This window comes from Streptomyces sp. NPDC059477, from assembly GCF_042749375.1.
Taxonomy (GTDB): domain Bacteria; phylum Actinomycetota; class Actinomycetes; order Streptomycetales; family Streptomycetaceae; genus Streptomyces.
In genome coordinates this window covers 1-18,272 of sequence record NZ_JBHYUG010000090.1, presented here as the reverse complement: position 1 = coordinate 18,272, position 18,272 = coordinate 1, and the positions used below count along the sequence as shown (strand labels likewise).

Annotated in this window: 16 protein-coding genes; 9 read left to right on the top strand and 7 right to left on the bottom strand. The window is 72.1% G+C overall.

The features are described 5' to 3' along the window. Positions 1–188 precede the first annotated feature (188 nt). Both ACFXAZ_RS31715 and ACFXAZ_RS31710 read right to left on the bottom strand, forming a co-directional pair. A complete protein-coding gene (locus ACFXAZ_RS31715) occupies positions 189–929 on the bottom strand; it encodes an RDD family protein (protein WP_384598158.1) in 741 nt (246 codons plus the stop codon). A 312-nt stretch (positions 930–1,241) separates the two neighbouring features. Then, positions 1,242–3,008 carry an RDD family protein gene (locus ACFXAZ_RS31710; RefSeq protein WP_384598156.1) on the bottom strand — a complete coding sequence of 589 codons (1,767 nt, stop codon included), beginning with the start codon at positions 3,006–3,008 and terminating at the stop codon, positions 1,242–1,244. Positions 3,009–3,374: 366 nt separating this feature from the next. On the opposite strand from ACFXAZ_RS31710, the gene ACFXAZ_RS31705 reads away from it, so the two are divergent. Beyond that, complete coding sequence (locus tag ACFXAZ_RS31705) at positions 3,375–3,848, top strand: SsgA family sporulation/cell division regulator (RefSeq protein ID WP_384598154.1); 474 nt, start codon at positions 3,375–3,377, stop codon at positions 3,846–3,848. Positions 3,849–3,873: 25 nt separating this feature from the next. On the opposite strand, the gene ACFXAZ_RS31700 is transcribed toward ACFXAZ_RS31705, so the two are convergent. Then, on the bottom strand, positions 3,874–5,280 hold the full coding sequence (locus ACFXAZ_RS31700) for an FAD-binding oxidoreductase (RefSeq protein WP_384598152.1): 1,407 nt from the start codon (positions 5,278–5,280) through the stop codon (positions 3,874–3,876). A 91-nt stretch (positions 5,281–5,371) separates the two neighbouring features. Here ACFXAZ_RS31700 and ACFXAZ_RS31695 point away from each other — a divergent pair, with 91 nt between their 5' ends. The 8 genes from ACFXAZ_RS31695 to ACFXAZ_RS31660 all read left to right on the top strand — a co-directional run bounded on the left by ACFXAZ_RS31695 (position 5,372) and on the right by ACFXAZ_RS31660 (position 12,175). Beyond that, on the top strand, positions 5,372–6,811 hold the full coding sequence (locus ACFXAZ_RS31695; RefSeq protein ID WP_384598150.1) for a tetratricopeptide repeat protein: 1,440 nt from the start codon (positions 5,372–5,374) through the stop codon (positions 6,809–6,811). Positions 6,812–7,043: 232 nt separating this feature from the next. Next, positions 7,044–7,514: an Lrp/AsnC family transcriptional regulator gene (locus ACFXAZ_RS31690; protein WP_382681319.1), complete on the top strand. Its 471-nt coding sequence runs from the start codon at positions 7,044–7,046 to the stop codon at positions 7,512–7,514. Positions 7,515–7,574: 60 nt separating this feature from the next. After that, positions 7,575–8,222: an ABC transporter permease gene (locus ACFXAZ_RS31685; RefSeq protein ID WP_384598148.1), complete on the top strand. Its 648-nt coding sequence runs from the start codon at positions 7,575–7,577 to the stop codon at positions 8,220–8,222. Next, complete coding sequence (locus tag ACFXAZ_RS31680; protein WP_384598146.1) at positions 8,215–9,450, top strand: betaine/proline/choline family ABC transporter ATP-binding protein; 1,236 nt, start codon at positions 8,215–8,217, stop codon at positions 9,448–9,450. The genes ACFXAZ_RS31685 and ACFXAZ_RS31680 overlap by 8 nt, the downstream gene beginning before the upstream one ends. Further along, positions 9,447–10,307: an ABC transporter permease gene (locus tag ACFXAZ_RS31675; protein WP_384598144.1), complete on the top strand. Its 861-nt coding sequence runs from the start codon at positions 9,447–9,449 to the stop codon at positions 10,305–10,307. The genes ACFXAZ_RS31680 and ACFXAZ_RS31675 overlap by 4 nt, the downstream gene beginning before the upstream one ends. Beyond that, complete coding sequence (locus ACFXAZ_RS31670) at positions 10,304–11,287, top strand: glycine betaine ABC transporter substrate-binding protein (protein ID WP_384598142.1); 984 nt, start codon at positions 10,304–10,306, stop codon at positions 11,285–11,287. The genes ACFXAZ_RS31675 and ACFXAZ_RS31670 overlap by 4 nt, the downstream gene beginning before the upstream one ends. Before the next feature lie 112 nt (positions 11,288–11,399). Further along, positions 11,400–11,990 carry a helix-turn-helix domain-containing protein gene (locus ACFXAZ_RS31665; RefSeq protein WP_384598140.1) on the top strand — a complete coding sequence of 197 codons (591 nt, stop codon included), beginning with the start codon at positions 11,400–11,402 and terminating at the stop codon, positions 11,988–11,990. Further along, positions 11,987–12,175 (top strand): hypothetical protein, encoded by a 189-nt coding sequence (locus ACFXAZ_RS31660; RefSeq protein WP_384598138.1) that lies wholly within the window; start codon positions 11,987–11,989, stop codon positions 12,173–12,175. The genes ACFXAZ_RS31665 and ACFXAZ_RS31660 overlap by 4 nt, the downstream gene beginning before the upstream one ends. A 19-nt stretch (positions 12,176–12,194) precedes the next feature. Here the strand turns inward: ACFXAZ_RS31660 and ACFXAZ_RS31655 are convergent, their stop codons facing one another. The 4 genes from ACFXAZ_RS31655 to ACFXAZ_RS31640 all read right to left on the bottom strand — a co-directional run bounded on the left by ACFXAZ_RS31655 (position 12,195) and on the right by ACFXAZ_RS31640 (position 18,023). Beyond that, positions 12,195–12,986 (bottom strand): S16 family serine protease, encoded by a 792-nt coding sequence (locus ACFXAZ_RS31655; protein ID WP_384598136.1) that lies wholly within the window; start codon positions 12,984–12,986, stop codon positions 12,195–12,197. Between the two features lie 187 nt (positions 12,987–13,173). Next, entirely contained in the window at positions 13,174–13,815 is a 642-nt protein-coding gene (locus ACFXAZ_RS31650; RefSeq protein WP_384598134.1) for an IclR family transcriptional regulator, read from the bottom strand. 479 nt (positions 13,816–14,294) lie between these two features. Next, positions 14,295–16,091, bottom strand: a complete 1,797-nt coding sequence (locus ACFXAZ_RS31645; protein WP_384598132.1) for a DEAD/DEAH box helicase — start codon at positions 16,089–16,091, stop codon at positions 14,295–14,297. Between the two features lie 447 nt (positions 16,092–16,538). After that, complete coding sequence (locus tag ACFXAZ_RS31640; protein WP_384598130.1) at positions 16,539–18,023, bottom strand: MFS transporter; 1,485 nt, start codon at positions 18,021–18,023, stop codon at positions 16,539–16,541. Positions 18,024–18,272 lie beyond the last annotated feature (249 nt).

Sequence of the window (18,272 nt, the reverse complement as noted above, 5' to 3'; positions counted from 1 at the left end):
TCAACCCACCGTGACCCCCCCCGCCCCCCCACCCCTCCCCCCCCCGTCCCCACCCCCCCCCCCAGTACCCGGTGGGGGCCGCCCCGTGGGCCCCCGGCCCCCGCCATCGTGTGCGCGGGGCGTTCACGCGGGGGCGTTCACGCGGGGGTGCGTGCACCCCGGGGGTGCGCCCGCGCGGTGGCGCCGCCTCAGCTGGTCCGCACCACCACCGTCTTGGCCGGTTTGTCGTGCAGACCCTGTTTGTACGGCTTGTCGAAGAAGCTCCAGCCACCGCAGATCGCCGTCCACACGCAGGCGCAGCAGAAGGCGAACGGGATCCACAGCACCGCCGCGCGGATCAGCGAACTCTGCACCGACGGCGTGCTGCCGTTGTCCAGGTTCGCCACCCGCAGGTTGAGCCACTTCTTGCCGAGCGTCTGACCGGTCCGGGAGATCAGGAACGTGTCGTACGCCATGTAGAGCACGGCCGCGATCGCCGACTGCGCGAGCGAACGGCCGACCTGGACGCTGTCGGAGTTCACGTTGTACTCGTCGACGTTGAACCCCCAGGTGATCAGCCACACCACGATGCCGACCAGGATCATGTCGATGATCCGCGCGAGCGTGCGCCGGCCGCTGTCGGCGAGCGGCGGCATCCCGGCCAGCGGATCGCCCGGATAGCCGCCGGGGGGCGTGCCGTACGGGGACTGACCGCCGTAGGGGCCACCGCCGTACGGGGGTGGCTGACCGGCGCCGCCGTAGGGAGGGGGCTGGCCGCCCTCGCCCTCGGAGGGGGGCGGCTGGTCGCCGTAACGGGGCGGCTGGCCGCCGTGCGGGGGTGGCTGGGGGGCGTCGTACGGTGAGCCCGCGCCTTCCCCGGGCGGGGGCTGCTTCCTGAACGGGTCGTCATCCGGCGGCTCGCCGGAACCGGGGGGCGGTTGGGTGCTCATGGCCCGAGTGGACCGCGAACCCCCCACCTCCGCATCCGGCGAGGGGCCGTCCGGAGTACCGGATCATCCGGGGCGGGAGGGGGAGCGGCGGGTGTCGTGTTCGCCGTATGGGGGATGGGGTGGGTGGGGTGGCGTGGGCGGGGTGGTCGGCGTACGGGGGTGGGGTGACCCGGGGTGTCTGGCGGGGTGGTCGGGGTGCGGCGCCGACCGCGCACGGGGTGGGTCGGGGGGCGTACCGGGACCGGCGTACGAGGTCGGGGCGAACAGGGTGCGGCCCCGGCCCCGTAGCGGGTCGGCGGGCCCTGTCTCGGTTCAGCCCGCCACGAACGTCCGTGCCGCCTTGTCGTGCCAGCACTGTCGCCACGGCTTGTCGAACAGGCACCACAGGACGCCGATCAGCCCGAAGCAGAGCAGCCCCGGCACGCTGTAGACCAGCCAGCGGCGCAGGGCGGCGCCGAAGGTCGGGGCCGCGTGCCCCTCGATGTCCCGCACCTCCAGGCCGAGCAGCCGCTTTCCGAGCGTGCGGCCCCATTTGGCGGTGGGCAGCGCCTCGTAGAGCACGCCGAAGAGCAGGAGCACGCCGAGGACGATGGCCAGATAGACCGACGTGGTGCCGTCGAGCAGCCAGACCGTGACGGTCCGTCCGGAGAGCTTCGCCTCGTCGATCTTGCCGTTGATGTGGTCCAGGGCTCTGGTGCCGAGGGGTACGGCGGCGACCGCGGTGACCGCCGCGACGGCCAGCGTGTCGACCAGCCGGGCCACCAGGCGCTTGCCCAGCGCGGCGGGGCGGGCCTCCGTCTGGCGCCGGGCCATCGCCTGGAAGGGGTCGTCGGCCGGCGGACGCCAGGGCACCACGGGCTCGTCGCCGGAGCCACCGGCCCCGCCGGACGCCCCGGCCAGCTGGTGCACCTGCTGCGCCCAGGAGGACTGTCCGCCGCCGGGGCCGCTGGTGAGGGGGGCGTTGGAGGGGGCGCCCGAGGGAGTGCCGGACTGCGGCGGGACGGATTGGGGGGTGGGCTGCGGGGCGGGTTCCGGGGTGCGCCGCGGGGGCGTGGACTGGGAGGGGACGGACGGGGCCGGGGCTTGTGCCGGTGCCTGGGCCTGGGCCTGGGCCTGGGCCTGGGCATGGGCCTGGGCCTGGGCCTGGGCATGCGGGGTGACGTGCTGGGCGGCGCCCGCGCGGTCGGGGGCCGCCGTGCCCGCGCCGAAGCCCGGTCCTGAGCCTTGCGCTTGGATCTGGCCTTGGACCTGGTGCTGCCCCTGGGCTTGGCCCTGGCCCTGGGCTTGATGCTGCGCGGGGCCTTGGCTGTGGCCGTAGCCCTGGCCCTGCCCCTGATTCCGGCCGGGCGTCGACAGGCCCTGGGGTCCGCTACGAGGCGGCACCGGGCGGAAGGTCATGGTGCCGGGGTCGGGGATCGGCGCCGCGCCGCTCGCGGACTCGGAGCGGGGGCCCGGCCCTGACGTACGGGGGCGGCGGAAGACGAAGGTGCCGGGGTCGGGTGCCTCGCCGATGCCCTCGGTGGGCGGGATGGTCGCGACGCCGTCGGCGCGGGAGGATCGGCCGTCGGGCTGGGCGGGGGCGGGCGGCTGCCCGGGGGCGGGCGGCTGGGCCGTGGCGGCGGGCTGGGGCGCGGCGGGTGGTTCGGCGCCGTGGGCCACGCGCGGGTCGGCGGCCTGCCGTGGGGCGTCGGCGTCGGGCTGCGGGGAACCCCAGGACACCCGCCGGTCCTGGTCGCCGCCGTAACCGGACTGGCGGCTGCGGTCGGCGCCCCAGGCGGTGGCCGGTTCGGGACGGCTGCCGTAGTGCTCGCCCGCGGCCGGGGCGGGTTCGGGGTCCTCGTCGAAGAAGTGCGGGCCGGTCTCCTCGACCGGCGCGGCGGAGACGGGTGCGGGGGCCGGGGCGGCGGGCTGGACGCCGGGCGGGGGGCTGAGCGGTTCGCCGTCGGCCGGGGCGGGGCGGCTGGTGCCCGGCACCCAGGAGGCGCCGTTCCAGTAGCGGACGTATCCGGGGATGGAGGGGTCCGGGTAGTACCCCTCGCGGGGCCTGTCGTCGCCTGGTGCCGGGGTTGGGGCGCTCATGTCCGTCGTCCCGTATCTGCTCGCGGGTGGGTAAGGGTGCTCCACATCTATCAGACCGGCGCAATCCCCACGGCCCGTCCCGCCGGACCCACTCGTTCCAGGCACGAATGTGCTACGTCCCTGAAGATCGCCGGGGACCGGAGGCGCGTTCGAGGGAGCCTCCCGGGGACCCTGCGGGGGCGTTCGGGGGGAGTCACTGAGGGGCGTCCGAAAGAGTCTCGGAAAAAATCCTGCCGAAGTCGCGTAATGCTCCGCCCTCTTCCCTCTCTGCACTCACGCGGGCCCGCGAAAGGCGGCCCGTTCGGACACGAAAACGTGCGAACGCACACGAACACGCACGAACAGGCAAGAGAGGAACCGCCCGTCATGTACACCGTCGTGGAACGTGAGCTGGAACTGAGGCTCATCCTGTCGCCCGAGCGGAGCGTCCCGGTCCCGGCCCGGCTGAGCTACCGCACCGACGATCCGTACGCCATCCACATCTCCTTCCACATCAACTCCGAGCACCCGGTGAACTGGACGTTCGCGCGCGAACTGCTCGTGGAGGGGGTGTTCCGGCCGTGCGGGCACGGGGACGTACGCGTGTGGCCGACGAAGGTCGAAGGGCGCACCGTCGTGCTGATCGCTTTGAGTTCGCCGGACGGCGACGCGCTGATGGAGGCCCCGGCGGCGCAGGTGTCGGCGTGGCTGGAACGAACATTGCGGGTGGTCCCGCCGGGCACCGAGGCCGAGCAGCTCGGCATCGACGACGGCCTCGCCGAGCTGCTGGCCCCCACTCCGGCCGACGATCTGTGGCTGCGCGACCCGTGGCCCTCGGACGAGTCCAAGGACGGCGAGTGAGCGCCGGGGCCCGGCGGAGGTGGGGTCAGAACAGCTTGCCCGGGTTGAGGATGCCCAGCGGGTCGAAGGCCTGCTTGACGGCCCGCTGCATCTCCAGCCCCACCGGGCCGATCTCGCGCGCCAGCCACTCCTTCTTCAGGACGCCCACGCCGTGTTCGCCGGTGATCGTGCCGCCGAGTTCCAGGCCGAGCGCCATGATCTCGTCGAAGGACTCGCGGGCCCGCTGGGACTCATCGGGGTCCTGTGCGTCGAAGCAGACGGTGGGATGGGTGTTTCCGTCGCCCGCGTGGGCGCAGACGCCGATGGTCAGCCGATACTTGTCGGCGATCCGTTCGACGCCTTCGAGCATCTCGCCGAGGCGGGAGCGGGGAACGCACACGTCGTCGATCATCGTGGCGCCCTTGACCGCCTCCAGGGCGGTGAGCGACAGGCGGCGTGCCTGGAGGAGCAGTTCGGATTCGGCGGTGTCGTCGGCCGGGACCACCTCGGTGGCGCCCGCGGCCTCGCACAGCGCCCCGACGGCCGCGAGATCGGCCGCGGGGTCCGGCGTGTCGAACGCGGCGAGGAGCAGCGCCTCGGTGGTCTCCGGCAGCCCCATGTGCGCGAGATCGTTCACCGCCTTGACGGTCGTACGATCCATCAGCTCCAGCAGGGAGGGGACATGGCCGCCCGCCATGATCCGGCACACGGCGTCGCAGGCGTCGGCGGCGGAGGAGAACTCGGCGGCGAGCACGAGTTGCTCCGGCGGCTTGGGGCGCAGCGCCAGGACCGCTCGGACGACGATCCCCAGCGAGCCCTCGGAGCCGACGAGCAGCCGGGTGAGGTCGTATCCGGCGACGCCCTTGGCGGTGCGCCTGCCGGTGGACATCAGGCGGCCGTCGGCGAGGACGACGTCGAGTCCGAGGACGTACTCGGCGGTCACCCCGTACTTCACGCAGCACAGGCCGCCGGAGGCGGTGCCGATGTTGCCACCGATGGTGCAGGTCTCCCAGCTGGAGGGGTCCGGCGGGTAGTAGAGACCGTGTTCGCCCACCGCGCGGGAGAGCGTGGCATTGACGACGCCGGGCTCGACGACGGCGATCCGGTCGACCGGGCTGATCTCCAGGATGCGGTCCATCTTGGTCAGGGACAGCACGATGCAGCCCTCGGAGGCGTTCGCGCCGCCGGAGAGTCCGGTGCGGGCGCCCTGCGGGACGACCGGGAGGCGCAGGTCGGTGGCGACGCGCATGACGTGCTGGACCTGTTCGACCGTGCGCGGCAGCACGACCACGGCCGGCGTGCCGGCCGGGCAGAAGCTCGCCATGTCGTTGGCGTAGGAGGCGGTGATGTCGGGGTCGGTCAGGACGGCCTCGGCCGGCAGACCCGCCAGCAGCCGGTCGGTGAGGTTGCCCTGCACCTCGTCGGGTGCGGCTTCGATACGGCTCATGATCACAGCGTGACACCCGGGGCCATCGGTGTGAACCCCATGGGCGCCCGCATCGGCCGCCGGGGCCGGACCGTCGCACTGACGCAGAGTGAGCGGCATGGAGATCCAGCAGAGAGTGGATCCGGGCGGCCCGCGGCGGCGCCGGTCCCGGCGGGTGATCAGAACCGCGCTGATCGTTTCGCTCGCCGGGTGTGTCGTGCTCGCCGGGATGTCGGCGTGGCGGTGGTGGCGACCGGCGGAGGGGCCGCCGGCGCCGCCGGGTCCGGGAGCGCTGGCGCGGGCGGCGGTCACGGGCGGGGCGCCGGCCGGGCTGTCCGATCTGGCGGTGCTGATCGGCGAGCAGGAGACCCGGGTGCGGGAGCGCCCGAGGGACGCCGGTGCGTGGGCGCTGCTGGGCACGGCGTACGTCGAGCAGGGGCGGCGGCTGGCGGACGCCGCCTTTTACCCGACGGCCGAGCAGGCATTGCGTACGTCGCTGAAGGTGCGCCCGCGCGGGAACGTGCCGGCGCTGGAGGGGCTCGCGGCGCTGGCGAACGCGCGGCGTGACTTCCCCGCGGCGCGCGAGTGGGCGGAGGCCGCGCAACAGGGAAACGCTCGGCGCTGGACCACGTATCCGCAGCTCATCGACGCGTACACCGGACTCGGTGATCACAAAGCGGTCAAGCGGACACTGGATCGGCTGATGGAGCTGCACGCGGGTCCGGCCGTCCAGGCGCGGGCCGCCGCGGTCTACCGGGACCTGGGCTGGCGGGAGGACGCGGCGGCCGTGCTGTCCGACGCGGCAGCCGCCGCGGAGCAGCCGGCCGAGCGCGCGGCCTGGCTGGAACGGGCCGGACAGCTCGCCTGGGAACGCGGCGACCTGGCGGTGGCCCTGCGGCACTTCACCGAGGCCCGGCGCGCGGACCCCGACCAGCGGGCCGCGCAGGCGGGCCAGGCACGCACCCTGGCCGCGCTGGGGCGTACGTCGGAGGCGCTGAGCGCGTACCGCGCGGCGCTCACGAACCAGCCGGCACCGGAGTACACGCTCGAACTCGGCGAACTGTACGAATCGCTGCGGCTGGGACAGTCCGCCCAGGAGCAGTACGACCTGCTGCGCGACCAGGTGCGCGGCGCGGCGGCGGACGGGGTGGACGGGGAACTGCTCCTGGGGCGGCTGGAGGCCGACCACGGCGATGCGCAGGAAGCGGTGCGGGTGCTGCGCGAGGAGTGGCGGCGCCAGCCGTCCACGGCGGTCGCGGACGCCCTGGGCTGGGCCCTGCACCGCACGGGTGAGGACGAGGAAGCGCTGAAGCTGGCGACACGGGCGACCGAGGCCCGGGAGGGGGGCGGGGAGCGGAACGCGCTGTACGCCTATCACCGCGGGATGATCGAACGATCACTGGGGCGGGAGGGCCCGGCGCGGCGCCACCTGGACGAGGCGCTGCGGATCAATCCGTACTTCTCACCGCTGTACGCCCCGGCGGCCCGGGCGGCCCTGGAGGAACTCGGCGAGGCTCCGGTGGGAGAGGTGCCGGAGATGGGCGGTGGGGCGGGGTGAGGGGTGCGGGGTGGCCCTCGCACGGGTGGTCCGCCTGAACCCGGCCGTTCCTGTCCGGCGGAGGGCAGGTGGCACGGTCGGCGGAGGGGCTGTGGCGCGGGTCATAGGCGCACGCATCTCCCGTACTCCGCATGATGTGCAGTAGCTTGCGCTTTCGCTGGACAATCTGATCAGCGTGTGGGTGAGCGAGGCGCCGCTCTGTACAGGAGGGCCGCCGGAGGCGGAGGGTGCCGTGGCGATCGATCGGCTGGACGGCGGGATCATCGTGCTGCTGGCGCGGGAGCCGCGCATCGGTGTGCTGGAGATGTCCCGGCGGCTCGGCGTGGCGCGCGGAACCGTGCAGGCGCGTCTTGATCGCCTTCAGTCGAATGGCGTCATCCGGGGATTCGGGCCGCAGGTCGATCCGGCGGCCCTCGGCTATCCGGTCACGGCGTTCGCCACTCTCCAGATCCGGCAGGGGCAAGGGCCGGATGTGCGGGCGCACTTGGCGACCGTTCCGGAGGTGCTGGAACTGCACACCACGACCGGCACGGGGGACATGATGTGCCGGCTGGTCGCCCGCTCCAACGCCGATCTCCAGCGGGTGATCGATCGCGTTGTCGGCTTTGATGGCATTGTCCGGGCCTCCACGGCGATCGTCATGGAGAACCCCGTTCCGCTGCGGATCATCCCGTTGGTGGAGCAGGCGGCGCTCCAGGAGTGACGCCCGTCCTCGGGGCCGCGCGCGGAGGACGCAGTCGGGCCGGCCGACCGGGGTGAGGGTGTGAACTTCTGGGAGTACCTGGGCAATCAGCACGCGCAGCTTCTCGTCGACGCGTATCAGCACGCCAGTGCCGTATTCCAGTGCATGGTCGTCGCGACGCTGATCGGGGTGCTGGTCGGGGTGGTCACCTACCGGACCGAATGGGCCGCCGGGCTCGCCACCACGGCGACCACGACCCTGCTGACCGTTCCGTCCCTGGCCATGATCGGTCTGCTCATCCCGATCGTGGGGCTCGGCGTGGCGCCGACGGTGATCGCGCTGACCCTGTACGGACTGCTGCCGATCGTGCGGAACGCGATCGTCGGCCTGCGCGGGGTCGATCCGACCCTGGTCGACGCGGCCACCGGCATCGGGATGTCCCGGGTGATGCGGCTGACGCGGATCGAGCTGCCGCTGGCCTGGCCGCCGATCCTGACCGGTATCCGGGTCTCCACACAGATGCTGATGGGCATCGCCGCGATCGCCGCCTACGCCTCCGGTCCCGGCCTCGGCAACGAGATCTTCCGCGGGATCTCCTCACTGGGCAGCAAGAACGCGCTCAACCAGGTGCTCGCGGGCACACTCGGGATCATCGTCCTGGCCCTGCTGTTCGACGCCGCGTACGTCCTGATCGGCCGGCTGACCATTCCCAGGGGGATCCGTGCCTGACGCTGCCACCGGGGCCACGATCGAGCTGGAGAGCCTCAGCAAGCGGTACTCGGGCAGTCCGCAGCCCGCCGTCGACAACGTCAGCATGGAGATCAAGGCGGGTGAGACGGTCATCTTCGTCGGGCCGTCGGGATGCGGTAAGTCGACCACGCTCAAGATGATCAACAGGTTGATCGAGCCGTCCAGTGGCCGTATCCGGATCAATGGCGAGGACGTGACCGACATTGATCCGGTCAAGCTGCGCCGCAAGGTCGGCTACGCCATCCAGTCGTCGGGGCTGTTCCCGCACATGACGGTCGCGCAGAACATCGCGCTCGTGCCGAAGATGATCGGTTGGTCCAGGGCGCGGGTCCGGGGGCGGGTCGAGGAGATGCTCGATCTGGTAGGGCTCGATCCGGGCGAGTTCCACGGCCGCTATCCGCGCCAGTTGTCCGGCGGGCAGCAGCAGCGGGTCGGGGTGGCGCGGGCGCTGGCGGCGGATCCGCCGGTGCTGCTGATGGACGAGCCGTTCGGCGCGGTCGATCCGATCACTCGTGATCACTTGCAGGACGAGCTGATCCGGCTCCAGCACGAACTGCACAAGACGATCGTGTTCGTCACGCACGATTTCGACGAGGCGATCAAACTCGGGGACCGGATCGCGGTCCTGCGTGAGCGTTCGCACATCGCGCAGTTCGACACGCCGGAAGCGATCCTGACCAATCCGGCGGACGATTTCGTGTCCGGGTTCGTCGGCGCGGGGGCGGCCCTGAAGCGGCTGAACCTGACCCGCGTGCGGGACGTGGAGATCACCGACTACCCGACGGTGACCATGGACGATCCGCTCCAGGCCATCTTCGATCTGCTGCGCTCCAGCGGCACCAACGAGATCCTGCTCCTCGACAAGCGCCGCCGGCCCTACAAGTGGCTGCGGCGCGGCGATCTTATGCGGGCCAAGGGATCGCTCGCGCGGGCGGGCACGCTCGTGCACGACACGGTCACCCGGGACGCGACCCTGCGCGACGCGCTGGAGGCGGTGCTCATCGACAACGCCGGGCGGGTGGCGGTGACCGGGCGGCGCGGCGAGTACACCGGCGTGGTCGACATGGAAACGCTCATGAACTCCGTGCACGAAATGCTGGAGGCCGACCGTCTGGAAGCCATGGAGCACCAGCATCAGCTCGCCGAGGTGCGGGCGCGGCAGACGCAGGCCGAACAGGAGGGCGGCACCCAGGAGGCGACGGCGTGACCACCTCGTCCGACCAGAGCCGCCCGCCGGGCGAGCACGACGTCAAGGGGCATCCGTTCCGGGACGAGGGCGAGGTCCCGGCGGACAAGGAGCCACCGCCCCCGCCGCGTCCGGCGGCACGCCGGATCACCTGGCAGAAGCTCACCTTCCTGCCGGCGTTCCTGGTGGCGCTGCTGCTGGCGACCTGGCTGTGGTTCGCGCAGGCCGACCTGGACCCGATCTCCGAGAACGCGCTGTCGAACGGCCAGGTCTCCAAGGCGCTGTGGCAGCACGTGCAGCTGACCGTGGTCTCCACGTTCTTCGTGCTGATCATCGCGATCCCGCTGGGCATCCTGCTGACCCGCAGGTCGTTCCGGAAGGCCCAGCCGGTGGCCATGGCGATCGCGAACGTCGGCCAGGCGACCCCGGCGATCGGTCTGCTCGCCCTGCTGGTGATCTGGCTGGGCATCGGCACCAGGGCCGCCCTGATCGGCATCATCATCTACGCCCTGCTGCCGGTGCTGGCCAATACGATCGCCGGTCTGCGAGCGAACGATCCGACGCTGCTCGAAGCGGCCCGGGGCATCGGCATGTCGTCGGCGGGGGTGCTCTCCCGCGTGGAGCTGCCGCTGGCGGTGCCGCTGATCCTGGCGGGGGTGCGCACGGCCCTGGTGCTCAATGTCGGTACGGCCACCCTGGCGACCTTCGGCGGAGGCGGCGGCCTGGGTGTGCTGATCACCACCGGCATCACCACCCAGCGGATGCCGGTGCTGGTGCTCGGTTCGATCCTGACGATCGCGCTCGCCCTGCTCGTGGACTGGCTGGCCACCCTGGCGGAACTGCTGCTGCGGCCCAGGGGCCTGGAGGTGGGGACATGAGGACCGTACGACGGCCACGGCGGCTGTGCCTGGCGCTGGCCGGGGCGATGCTGCTGGCCACCCCCGGCTGCGGGCTGACCAGCGGCTCGCCCATGGTGGACGATGTTCGTCCGGGTTCGATCGGTCAGGGCGAACCGCTCAAGGGGGCGCAGCTGACCGTGACGTCCAAGGAGTTCACCGAGCAGTTGATCCTCGGCGCGATCATGGGCATCGCCTGGGAGGCGGCCGGAGCGGAAGTGCTCGACCGAACAGGGATCCAGGGTTCGATCGGCGCCCGCGAGGCCGTCAGGACCGGCGAGGCGGACGGGATGTACGAGTACACCGGCACCGCCTGGATCACGTACCTCGGCAACAGCGGGCCGATCCCCGACGCCCGGCAGCAGTGGGAGGCGGTCCGCGAGGCGGACGCCCGCAACGGGCTGACCTGGCTGCCTCCGGCCACCCTCGACAACACGTACGCGCTGGCCATGAACCAGGCCAACTTCGAGAAGTACGGCACCAGGACGCTCTCCCAGGTCGCCGAGCTGTCCCGGTCCGACCCGGGCGCGGTGACGCTGTGCGTGGAGGGCGAGTTCGCCAACCGCGCGGACGGGCTGCCGGGGATGCAGAAGGCGTACGGAATGAACATCCCGGCGGCGAACATCACGCAGATGGACGCCGGGATCATCTACACCCAGACGGCCAAGGGGGCGTGCACCTATGGCGAGGTGTTCACCACCGACGGGCGGATCAAGTCCATGAACCTGGTGGTCATGCAGGACGACCGGAAGTTCTTCCCGGTCTACAACGCCGCGCCCGAGATCAACACCAAGGCCCTGGAGAAGTGGCCGGCCATCGCGGACGTACTCGATCCGATCACGAGGAAGCTGAACAACGAGGTGGCGCAGACGCTCAATGCGAAGGTGGACGTCGACGGGGACGATCCGCACGACGTGGCACTGGACTGGCTGAAGGGGGAGGGGTTCGTGAGGGAGGGGTGAGGGCCGGCGGGCGCGGTTGGCTCTGAGCTGGACCAGTGGGACCTCTTCTTCCAAAGGACTTCTTGCAAAGAAGTCGTTGCAAGCATTCCTTTGCAAGGCTACCTTTGTACGCATGGACGACGCCCAGGACTTTCACGTCCGCCCCCTCGACGCCCGCTCCCTGCGCGGGCTGGCCCACCCTCTGCGCATGCAGCTGCTGCGCGAACTACGGCTCAACGGTCCCGCCACCGCGTCGATGCTCGCCGAACGGCTGGGCGAGTCCAGCGGAGCCACCAGCTACCACCTGCGGCAACTCGCCGCCCACGGCTTCGTCGAAGACGCGCCCGAGCGCGGCAGGGGGCGTGAGCGCTGGTGGCGCGCCGCCGACCAGGGCGTCAGCCTCGACGACACTCTGCTCCGGGACGCCGATCCGGCCACACGCGGGGCCGCGACGGCGTTTCTGCACGAGATCGCGAGCATGCATGCCCGCGAGGTGTCGACCTGGGTCGGCACCCGCGAAGACTGGGCGCCGGACTGGTCCGACGCCACCGACCTGAGCGACTGGACGCTACGGCTGACACCGGAGCAGGCCGCCGAACTCGTCCAGGAGATGCACCTGCTGCTGGAGGGCTACCGGGCGCGGGAGACCCCCGGGGCCACCCCGGTACGCGTCCACACACACGCCTTCCCGATCGCCACCGAGTCAGAGAGGCCCGCCCCATGACGCACCCCGAGACATTCCTCGCCCTGCACCACGCGCGCGCCGCCGAACTGCGCGCCGACGCCGACGCGTACCGACTCGCGCTCACCGCCCGGCGCCCGCGCGATCTGCGGGCCCGGCTCGGCTGGACCCTGGTGGAACTGGGGCTGCGGCTGGCGACCCCGCCCCGGCCGGTCCTCACCCGCTAGCCCGGCCGCGGCCCCGCCCTCAGCAACTGGGTACAGCCCCGGACCCCGTCTCCAGCGCCACCAGTGAGTCCACCGCGCCGTCCAGGGTCGTCACCGGGATCAGGCGCAGGCCGGCCGGTAGTTCCGCCTGGGCGTCGCCGCACTCCGCCTTCGGGACCAGGAAGACGGTGGCGCCGTCGCGCCGCGCGGCCTGCGTCTTCAGGGCCACTCCCCCGACCGCGCCGACCGCGCCGTCCGCGGTGATCGTTCCGGTACCGGCGATCGTCCGGCCCCCGGTGAGATCGCCGCCGCGGCCGTCGCCGTCGAGCTTGTCGATGATGCCGAGCGAGAAGAGCAGGCCCGCGCTGGGGCCGCCGACGTCGGCGAGTTTCAGGGTGACCTTCACCTCGCGCTCGCTCAGGTCCAGATGCGCGAGCGCGGCCTGGGTGGCGACGTCCTGGGACTGCTCCATCTGCTCGGCGTTGTACTGCTCGATCTCCTTGACGCTGTCCCCGCTCGGGTAGACGGCGTCGCGCGGCATGACCGCTCGATCAGTGGCGAACCAGCTGTCGATCACCTCACCCAGCCCGACGTTCGCGTCCGGGCTGGTCGCCTCGATCGTCGTCATACGGAGCTGGCCGCTGGTCTCGCGGGTCGGCGCGCCGGAGATGGTGATCACGGGTTCGCCCTGGTTGTCGCCGAGCACGTTCGCCGTCAGACCGGGCTGCGCCACCGAGAACGGCAGCGGCGCGAACACCGCCGTGGCGATCAGGGCCACGGCGGGCAGGGCACAGACGGCGAGGGCCTGGGGGCGCGTGAGGCGAGAGAGCACGGGATCAATCTAACGGCGCGCACGCGTTCCATGGGCCGCAGGGCCACGCGCGGGGACACCGGGGGCCTCGGGACGTGCGTCAGCCGAATCGCCCCCAGGGGCGCGGGGAACTGCGCGACCAGCCACCCACCACCCGCAGCCGAAAAAGCACCGCACCCATCCCCCGGGCGCCGCCCGGGCACCCCGCTCACCGCAACGCCTCCGCCACCTCCCGCGCCGCGTCCACGACCCGTTGCCCCACCCGCTCCGGCACCGCGTCGGACAGCATGACCACCCCGACACTGCCCTCGACACCGGTGACCCCGATCAGCGGCGCGGCGGCGCTGCTCGCGCCGGACTCCATCTCACCGTGGGCGAGGGTGAAGCCGGGGTCGTCCAGCGGCTGCTGCCGCGCGGCGAGGATCGCCTTGCCGGCGGCACCCCGGTCCAGCGGATGCCGGAACCCGGCCCGGTAGGCCACGTGATAGTCGGTCCAGGTCGGCTCGACCACGGCCACGGCGAGCGCGTCCGCGCCGTCCACCAGGGTCAGATGCGCGGTGGCGCCGATGTCCTCGGCGAGCGAGCGCAGGGCGGGCAGCGCCGCTTCCCGCACCAGTGGGTGCACCTGGCGGCCCAGGCCCAGTACCCCGAGCCCGACCCGGGCACGTCCGCCCAGGTCACGTCGGACGAGGGCGTGCTGTTCCAGGGTCGCCAGCAAGCGGTAGACGACGGTCCGGTTGACGCCCAGTTTGTTGGACAGCTCCGTGACGGTCAGCCCGTGGTCCGTGTCGGCCAGCAGTTTGAGGACCCGCAGGCCCCGGTCGAGCGTCTGAGAGGTCTCCGCGGTCACGACGCCCACTCCTTAGTGGTGAGGTCGGCGGCCTCTGCGGCGGCGGGGCGTCACCGAGTCCCGTTCGGCGACGCGCATCAGAGGCTGCCGATCGGCTGACGGCCCGACGGCGTCCGGGCCCAAGTCGCTTCACGGCTGCGCTCCGCGGCGACGCTGCCACGGGGCGTGTGCGTAGCGGGACAGTAGCGAGCCGGTTCGCTCAGCGGAAGGCTCCGTCCAGAATCCGGTCAATGGCCGGTATGGACTTACTCACATTGACCAGATACGCACGAGAGTGTCCGCACGAACGATCACGTCTGACGCGGATGGGGTGATCGTTCGCTCTGGGGAAGCTGATCGTTCGCACAACGGCCACCCATGGGCATGAACAACCGCCCGCACAACAGCCCCAGCCCCGGCCTCAGCCCCGGCCGACGCGAGCCCCAGCCCCAGCCCCAGCCGCGGCACCTGCCCCGGCCCCGGCCCCGGCCACCGCAGGGTCACCGCATCCGCGTAGCCCACTCCTGCACCTTGGCGATCCGCTGGCGCAACTGCCCTGCCGTCGCCTCGGCGCTCGCCGGCCCCCCGCACACCCGGCGCAGTTCGGTGTGGATGACGCCATGCGGCTTGCCGCTCTGGTGGACGTACGCGCCGACCATGTTGTTGAGCTGACGGCGCAGCTCCATCAGCTCCTTGTGGCTGACGACGGGGCGCCGCTCGGCGGGCATCTCCAGCAGATCGGCCTCGTCGTCCGGCTTCTTGCGGCTGTGCGCGATCTGCCGGGCCTGCCGCTTCTGGAGCAGCAACTGCACCTGATCGGGTTCCAGCAGCCCCGGAATGCCGAGGTAGTCCTGCTCCTCCGCGCTGCCCGGGTGCGCCTGCATCCCGAACTCGGCGCCGTTGTACATCACCCGGTCGAAGACCGCGTCGGACTCCAGCGCCTCGAAGGGCAGCATGTCCTGATCGCCGGTGTCCTCGTCCTGCTGCTTCTCGGCCTCCTGGAGGAGCTTGTCCTCCTCGGCGTACGGGTCCTCCTCGCCGTCCTTCTTCGGCTTGTCGAGGACGTGGTCGCGCTCGCGCTCCATCTCATTGGCGAACCCGAGCAGATCGGGCACGGTCGGCAGGAACACCGAAGCGGTCTCACCGCGCCTGCGCGAACGAACAAAACGCCCAACGGCCTGCGCGAAGAACAGCGGCGTGGAAATGGTCGTCGCATACACGCCGACCGCGAGACGCGGCACGTCGACGCCCTCGGACACCATCCGCACCGCGACCATCCAGCGGTCGGTGTTGCCGCTGAACTCGTCGATCCGGTCGGAGGCACCCGAGTCGTCGGACAGCACCAGCGTGGCCTTGTGCCCGGTGATGTCCCGGATGAGCTTCGCGTACGCCCGCGCCGAGTCCTGGTCGGAGGCGATGACCAGCGCACCGGCGTCCGGGATCCCCTTCCTGACCTCGGTCAGCCGCTGGTCGGCGGCGCGCAGCACGGCCGGCATCCAGTCGCCGCGCGCGTCCAGCGCCGTACGCCACGCCTGGCTGATCGCGTCCTTGGTCATCGGCTCGCCGAGCCGTGCCTCGATCTCGTCGCCCGCCTTGGTGCGCCAGCGCATGTTGCCGCTGTAGGAGAGGAAGATGACGGGCCGCACCACGCCGTCCGCGAGCGCGGAACCGTACCCGTAGGTGTAGTCGGCGGAGGACCGCCGGATGCCGTCGTTGCCCTCCTCGTACGCCACGAAGGGGATGGGGTTGGTGTCGGACCGGAACGGCGTACCGGTCAGCGCGAGCCTGCGCGTCGCGGGCTCGAACGCCTCCAGGCACGCCTCGCCCCAGGACTTGGAGTCACCGGCGTGGTGGATCTCGTCCAGGATGACCAGGGTCTTGCGCTGCTCGACGCGGTTGCGGTGCAGCATGGGCCGCACGCCGATGCCCGCATAGGTGACGGCGACGCCGTGGTAGTCCTTGCTGAGCGGCCCCGCGCTGTACTCCGGGTCGAGCCTGATCCCTATCCGGGCCGCCGCCTCCGCCCACTGCTTCTTCAGATGCTCGGTGGGCGCGACCACGGTCACCTGCTGCACGACATGGTGGTGCAGCAGCCAGGACGCGAGCGTCAGCGCGAAGGTGGTCTTCCCGGCGCCGGGCGTGGCGACCGCGAGGAAGTCGCGCGGCTGCTCCTGGAGGTACCTCTCCATCGCCCCCTCCTGCCAGGCCCGCAGCTTGCTGGCGGTACCCCAGGGCGCCCGGCCCGGGAAGGCGGGCGACAGGTGGGAGGAGTGGGAGGAGGGGGAGGAAGAAGACATAGGTGTGGGCCCGGAGGGCCCTCCATTGAGGGTGGTGGCGGGCGACGGGCGGGCGGTAGTCACGGTCTCCGGTGTGGTCGGGCGGGGTCGCAAGGCGCCGTTGGCGTACCGCGCTGTGCGGGGCTGTACGGGGGCTACGTATGACAACCGGGCCACCCTACCGGCGCCCCGCCCCCGTCAACGCGCGGACGATGCCGGGGCACCCGCGGGTGGGACCCAGGTCACATCCCGGCCTACGACACCCCGAGCCGCCGGGCGATCATCAGCCGCGGGCCGGTTCACCGGACACCCCGCCGATGACCAGCCCGTACGGAACCCACACCGCCCGTACGGCACCCGCGCACCGCCCGTACGCGAATCCCCACCGCCCGCACCGAACCCGTACGGCACCCGTTCCGATTCCATTCGGCACCCATTCCGCCCGGTCGGCCCCCGCCCGCACCCGCGTCACCCGGCCGGAACCCGCAGCCGTCGCGTCACGAAGGCGCCCAGCAGCGCCACCACCGCCATCGGCAGGAACACCGCCGCGAAGGCCGTCGAGGAGCCGCCGGAGGCGTCCGTCGCGGCGTGGGCGACCGTGCCGCCACCCAGGGCCGCGAAGGCGGCGCCGCCGATGGCCAGCAGCATGACGTTGGACAGACCGTCGGAGATCTGGAGCGCGGCGGAGTTGGTACCGGCCTCGCTGGGCGCGGAGAGGTGGAGCAGCAGAACGCTGCTGGAGGAGATCACCAGACCCATCCCGAAGCAGCCGAACGCCCACGCCACGGCCACGATCCAGGCCGGCACGGCGTCGATCAGCACACTGGGCGCGGCGGCGATGGCGGCGGCGACCAGCACCATCCCGACAGTCATCAGCGACTCCCGGTACGGTTCGAGCCGTGGCCGGGTCTGCACCCATGACCCCAGCGCCCAGGTCACGCCGCCCGCCGCCAGCGAGAACCCGGCCAGCGTCGGGCTGAGCCCCCGCTGGGTGACCAGCATCAGCGGCACGAAGGACTCCGCCGCGATGAAGGACCCGGCCGCCAGGCCCCGCAGCAGCACCACCGACGGCAGCCCGCGCGCCGCCCGGTACGTGCCGCGCGGCAGCAGCCCCAGCACCGCCGGGACCAGCAGCGCGGCGCCCACGGCACCGGGCAGCAGGGACAGCCAGCGCAGATCCTGGGCCGCGTACTGCAACAGCCCCGCGCCCAGCGAGATCCCGAACGCCAGCCGGATCCGCCGCCGGTCGAAGGACGGCCTGCCCTTGCCCCGGCCCTCGCCCGGCCCCGCGTCGGTGTCCACCGGGCCCGCGGCCCGCCGCCGTATCTGCGGCAGCGCGAGCGCCAGCGGCAGCGCGACCAGCAGCGGCGTCCCGAGGAACACCCACCGCCAGCCCACATGCTCGGTCACCGCGCCCGCCGCCAGCGGCCCCACGATCGACGGCACCACCCAGCTCGCCGCGAACGCCGCCATGATCGCCGGGCGCAGCTGCTCCGGGTAGGCCCGGCCCACGACCACGTACAGCCCCACGATCACCAGGCCGCCGCCGAGCCCCTGCACCGCGCGCCCCAGGATGAACAGCAGCATCGTCTGGGCCGTCCCCGACACCAGCAGCCCCGCCGCGAACGTGGCGATCCCCGTCGTCACCGGGCCCAGCGGACCGCGCCGGTCCGACCACTGCCCGGAGAGCACCATCCCGAACAGACTGGTCGTGAAGTACCCCGAGAACGCGAACGCGTACAGCGACACGCCGTCCAGCTCCCGCGCGGCCACCGGCATTGCGGTTCCTACCGCCGTCGCCTCGAAAGCGATCAGCAGCACCACCGACGTGATCCCGATGCTGAGCGCCCGGTACGGCCGGCTCAGCACGCTCTCCTTCGGCCCGCCGGGCCGGCCTTCGGTGGGCGCGGTGGCGTCTACGACGTCGGTGTCGGTCGGCTTCGGGGTCGTCATGCCCGCAGCGTAAGGGCCACAGCTCAGGAATGCCCCTGTCGGGAGACCGCATCGCCCTCCGACCTTGGTCGTACGACCGAGGACCGGACGCCCTCCGCCCTGCCTCCTCCCGCTCTCCCCCTGTCCCCCCCTCCCCCGCCCGCCCCCTCCCCCTCCTATGACCCCATGAGGGCGTGGACCTATGTGAACGCCGTATGGCAGTCCCATTGCGGTCCCCGCGTTCCCCTTGAACCCCCTCCTCCCCACGCC